This is a genomic window from Rhizobium sp. 10N427 (genome assembly GCF_056394605.1).
This window is the reverse complement of record NZ_JBFTID010000032.1, coordinates 1-4,500: the sequence shown is the minus strand read 5'-3', so window position 1 is coordinate 4,500 and position 4,500 is coordinate 1. Positions and strand designations below refer to the sequence as shown.

Below are 4,500 nucleotides of genomic sequence, written 5' to 3'. Positions count from 1 at the left end.
AAATTGTTTCGCCATCCACAACCGAGTTACACACATTTAGCCTCCTAGAAAGGCATTACGATATCTCGGCGGGCGTTCGTGTCACGGACGCTAATTTCTAAGGGGATAGATGAGATGCTCACCACCAATAGTTTTTCAACAGTATCGGCCCAAAGCGGCCGTTGCAGGAAAGCATCCCGTCACACGGTCTCACCCTCGAAGGCGCACGACATCCTTCGAGGGCGGTAGTCCGAACTGCCTTGCGTATTCACGGCTGAACTGGTTCGGGCTTTCATAACCAACGCCGAAGGCGACCGACGTTGCCGTTCCTTCCCCAGCCATCAAAAGCCTGCGCGCATGCAGCAGCCGGACTTGCTTCTGGTACTGGATCGGGCTGAGTGCCGTGATTGCCTTGAAGTGTCGATGGAACGCCGAGACGCTGAGCGCCGCCATCTCCGCGAGAGCCTCGACCCTGAGCGGCTTGGCGAAATTTTCCCGGATCCATTGGATCGCAACGCCGATCCGCGATAGTGCAGCATCTGGCGCGGCAATGTCCCGCAGCATCCAGCCGAGCGGGCCTTGCAGCACCCTGAAGAGGACCTCACGCTCGTAGGCAGGTGCAAGCACGGCGATTTCGTCCGGACGGTCCATCAGCCGGAGCATCCGCACCCAGGCGTCGAGGAACTCGTGGTTGACCGGCGCGACGGAGAAACCGGAGCCGAACAGCTTGCTGCACACCTGCACGGGCAGATCGCTGATGAGGGCGGCGACCGTTGGCGGGTGGAGTGTCAGGCTGACCGCGAGATAGGGTTCTCCCGCCACCGAAGGGTGAACCGATCCCACCGCCGGAAGATCGACCGACATGACGAAATACGTCGCCGGGTCGTAGGCGAATGTCCGCTCGCCGACCGTCATCGTTTTCGAGCCAGTGAGGATCAGGTTGATCATCGGCTCGTAGACGGCAGAGAGCCGATGCTCCGGGATCTCGCCCTGGACCATCGCAACACGGGGAATTCCCGTTTCCGTGCGGCGGTTTTCCGCCGTCGATGCCAAGGCACGCAGTTCCTGAAGTTGCTTTTCCATGGCGATGACCGTGACAGCTCGAGAAAGCCCCTGCAAGCGTAAAGCAGAAATAGGCAAGCTTCGGAGAGGAATAGGTGAGCGGGCAAGATGGCACAGGCCTAGCTTCAGGGCACAGCAAACAGGCAAGGAAACAGCCATGAAGATCGTCATCGTCACCGGAGGAAGCCGGGGTCTTGGAGCCAGCACAGCCATCGAATGCGCCCGCAAAGGAATGGGCGTTGTCGTGACCTACAACAGCAACCCGGCAAAAGCGGACGATGTCGTCAAGGCAATCATCGGGAACGGCGGTAAGGCCGTTGCCCTAAAACTCGACGTCGGCGACATCAGCGCGTTTCCGGCCTTCCGGGATTTTGTTGCTTCGAAACTGCGTTCCATCTTCGGCCGGGACGATTTCGATTATCTCGTCAACAATGCCGGATACGGCCTCTTCAATCCGATCGCGACTGTTACGGAAGAACAATTCGACGGGCTCTTTAACGTCCATCTCAAGGGGCCGTTCTTCCTGACCCAGATCCTGCTGCCGCTGATGGCGGATGGCGGCCAGATCATCAACATCACTAGCGCCACCTCGCGCGTGGCAACCGCTGGCGTCGCGCCCTATGCCTCCTTCAAGGGTGGGCTCGAAGTGCTGACCCGCTACATGGCCAAGGAGTTCGGCGGGCGCGGCATCCGGGCGAACTCGATCGCACCCGGCGCAATCCGCACGGAGCTTGGCGGCGGCCTGAACGACGAGTTCGAGGCCATGCTGGCAGGCCAAACCGCACTTGGCCGTGTCGGCGAGCCTGAAGAGATCGGTGGAGCCGTCGCCAGTCTCCTGTCGGCAGAGAACCGCTGGATCAACGCCCAGAACATCGAGGTCTCGGGCGGATACATTATCTGAGCAAAGGAGAGCACCATGCTCGACCATGTCTTCATATCCGTCAGCGACATCGATCGGTCGATCGCCTTCTACGAAGCGGCATTGGCACCACTCGGGATTGTTCATGCTCATGACTATGACGGAAAGGACGGGCCGCCCGGCCATCCTGATCTGAAGGGGTTCGGCGCGAATGGCAGGGTGTTCTTCTGGCTCCGCGAAGGCGTGGTCGAAGGCCGTGCTGCTCATATCGGCTTCGTCGCCGACAGCGCCTCCCAGGTCGACGCCGCCTATGCCGCAGCTGTCGCCGCGGGCGCGTCAAAAATCCATCCGCCCGGAGCGCAGCTCCACTACGACCCCCGCTACTACGCCGCCCAGGTTCGCGACCCGGACGGCTACAGCCTCGAATTTGTCTACAAGGAATGGCAGCACTGATATGACAAAGCTGATGATCTATGGCGCGACCGGCTATACCGGCCGCATGGCGGCGGAACATGCGAAGGCTGCCCGCACGCCTCTCGTTCTCGCCGGCCGCAACGAAGCGACCCTCTCGAAACTCTCTGCGGAACTCGGCGTCGAGTACCGCGTCTTCGGCCTCAATGATGCTGCGGCAATTGACGTCGGTCTGGCTGGCGTCTCCGTCCTGCTGAACTGCGCAGGACCATTCATGCGCACCGCCGATGCACTGATGAAGGCATCGATCCGCAACAGCATTCACTATCTCGACACGGCTGCCGAACTCGACAGCTACCGTCTGGCCGGCACGCTCGACGACGACGCGAAGGCTGCGGGCGTGATGCTCATGCCGGGCGGCGGCGGAAGCGTCTCCATGCTCGGCAGCCTTGCCGGACATGCGGTCGCTCGTGTGAGCGACCCCCGCAAGATCAGGATTGCGCTGCATGTCGCAGGCGGACTTTCGCGCGGGTCGGCGATCAGCGCCATGGAGAACGTCACAGTCGAAACCCTGGCCCGTGTGGACGGAGAGCTTGTCTCGATTGCCGCCGACGGCGTCCGCAAGTTCGATTTCGGCAAGGGCGCGGTCGACTGCTTCCCGGTGACGCTGCCTGATCTTATCACCATCTGGCTGGCGACGGGGGTCCCCGACGTCGAGACCTTTGTGCATGTCACCGGCGATGGTTTCCCGCAGGGTGATCTCTCGACCCTACCGGACGGCCCCAGTGAAGAGGAGCGGCGGGCGAACCGCTACCAGGCAGCCGTCGAAGTTACTGGCGCAGATGGAACGATCACCCGTTCCATCCTCGATACGGTCAACGGCTACACGTTCACGGCGATGGCGGCGGCCGAGGCTGGCCGGCGCGTCCTTGGCGGCGAAGTCCGTCCCGGCTTCCAGACGCCTGCAGCCCTGTTAGGAAGCGGCTTCGCGCAGACCATCGCCGATACCTCGATCAACGATGTCTAAGGAGACCGGCGTCATGCAGAAGCTCATCGAATCCTTCATCATGGCCGCCAATGCCTTCGACGTGGAAGGGACGCTGTCGCTGTTTTCAGCCGACGCCGTCATCGACGACGTTTCAGTCGGCGATGCCTTTGTCGGCCGCAATGGTATCCAGCACTACCTCGAGCGGTTCTTTGTTGGTTACAGCACCAACAGCAAGCTGCTGTCGATCGAAGATCTCGACGAATTCCATTCGGACGTCCGGCTCGATTTCACAGGCGATTTCGGACACGAGATCGGGATCCTGAAGATCGCGGTCAATCCCGATGGCCTGATCGAGCGCATCGACGCCGATCTCGAATAACAGACTAATTTTCAGCCCTATCAAAACAGGAACATCTGCGCCCAGCGCGCCGATGCCGGGGAGGGCGTGCATTCCGCAGGCCTCCGGCACGACAAGGAGCAAATTCATGACCCTATCGCCATCCTTCGCACAGGATGCTGCAGACCGGCTCGCCGTCGTCGAGGCTCTCTATCGCTTCACGGCCGGCATCGATCTTCGCGACAGCGATCTCCTCGCATCATCGCTGGCGGAGAATGCCGTCTCCGACTTCCGACCGGCTGCTGCCAAGGCAGGCTTCGAATATCCCGTCATCGAGGGCCGGGATGTCATCGTCTCGGCGTTGGCGACATCGCTCGCCAACCTGGACACGACGCATTCCGTCAGCAATCCGCGGGTGATGATCGATGGAGACACCGCACGCATGGACGTTCTCGTCGAAGCCCAGCACGTCCCCCGCAGCGATCCCTCGCGTCACTACCTGATGAAGAACCGCTACGACGTCGAACTCAAGAGGAACGGCGGCCTCTGGGTCATCACCCGCAACACCGTCGACAACGTCTGGCGCTCCGGCGACATTGGAGTTCTTTCCGGCATCTAGCCTCCACTATATGTGGCCAAGGAGGGCGGCGAGAGACTTTGTCTCCGCCGCCTAGCAGCCTGTGGCTGCGGGGTGGCGCGATGTCCGCCTCTGGCGGATATCGTTGAAAAACTCGCCGCATTAGCTGCTCATCCGCCCATTTTGATTTTCCGGGCGGAGTACCAACGCGTTTCTGCCCCGCGCCTCGGCGCAGGGTCTCAATTCATGCCGCTCTCATGCGGCAATGACGCCATATGACGTCGTTT

The 4,500-nt window shown here is 61.1% G+C and carries 6 protein-coding genes; 5 read left to right on the top strand and 1 reads right to left on the bottom strand.

Going from position 1 to position 4,500, the window contains the following annotated elements:
• Nucleotides 1–189 precede the first annotated feature (189 nt).
• The gene (locus tag AC1DIJ_RS30805; protein ID WP_112390943.1) at nucleotides 190–1,062 is read right to left on the bottom strand and encodes an AraC family transcriptional regulator; all 873 of its coding nucleotides are present in this window, start codon (nucleotides 1,060–1,062) and stop codon (nucleotides 190–192) included.
• A gap of 136 nt (nucleotides 1,063–1,198) precedes the next feature.
• On the opposite strand from AC1DIJ_RS30805, the gene AC1DIJ_RS30800 reads away from it, so the two are divergent.
• From AC1DIJ_RS30800 to AC1DIJ_RS30780, 5 genes are all read left to right on the top strand, one after another.
• Nucleotides 1,199–1,942, top strand: coding sequence for an SDR family oxidoreductase (locus AC1DIJ_RS30800; protein WP_112390944.1), 744 nt, complete (start codon nucleotides 1,199–1,201; stop codon nucleotides 1,940–1,942).
• Nucleotides 1,943–1,957: 15 nt separating this feature from the next.
• On the top strand, nucleotides 1,958–2,353 hold the full coding sequence (locus tag AC1DIJ_RS30795; protein WP_112390945.1) for a VOC family protein: 396 nt from the start codon (nucleotides 1,958–1,960) through the stop codon (nucleotides 2,351–2,353).
• 1 nt (nucleotide 2,354) lies between these two features.
• Nucleotides 2,355–3,338 carry a saccharopine dehydrogenase NADP-binding domain-containing protein gene (locus tag AC1DIJ_RS30790; protein WP_112390946.1) on the top strand — a complete coding sequence of 328 codons (984 nt, stop codon included), beginning with the start codon at nucleotides 2,355–2,357 and terminating at the stop codon, nucleotides 3,336–3,338.
• 13 nt (nucleotides 3,339–3,351) lie between these two features.
• On the top strand, nucleotides 3,352–3,678 hold the full coding sequence (locus AC1DIJ_RS30785) for a nuclear transport factor 2 family protein (protein ID WP_112390947.1): 327 nt from the start codon (nucleotides 3,352–3,354) through the stop codon (nucleotides 3,676–3,678).
• 106 nt (nucleotides 3,679–3,784) lie between these two features.
• Complete coding sequence (locus AC1DIJ_RS30780; RefSeq protein WP_112390948.1) at nucleotides 3,785–4,255, top strand: nuclear transport factor 2 family protein; 471 nt, start codon at nucleotides 3,785–3,787, stop codon at nucleotides 4,253–4,255.
• Nucleotides 4,256–4,500 lie beyond the last annotated feature (245 nt).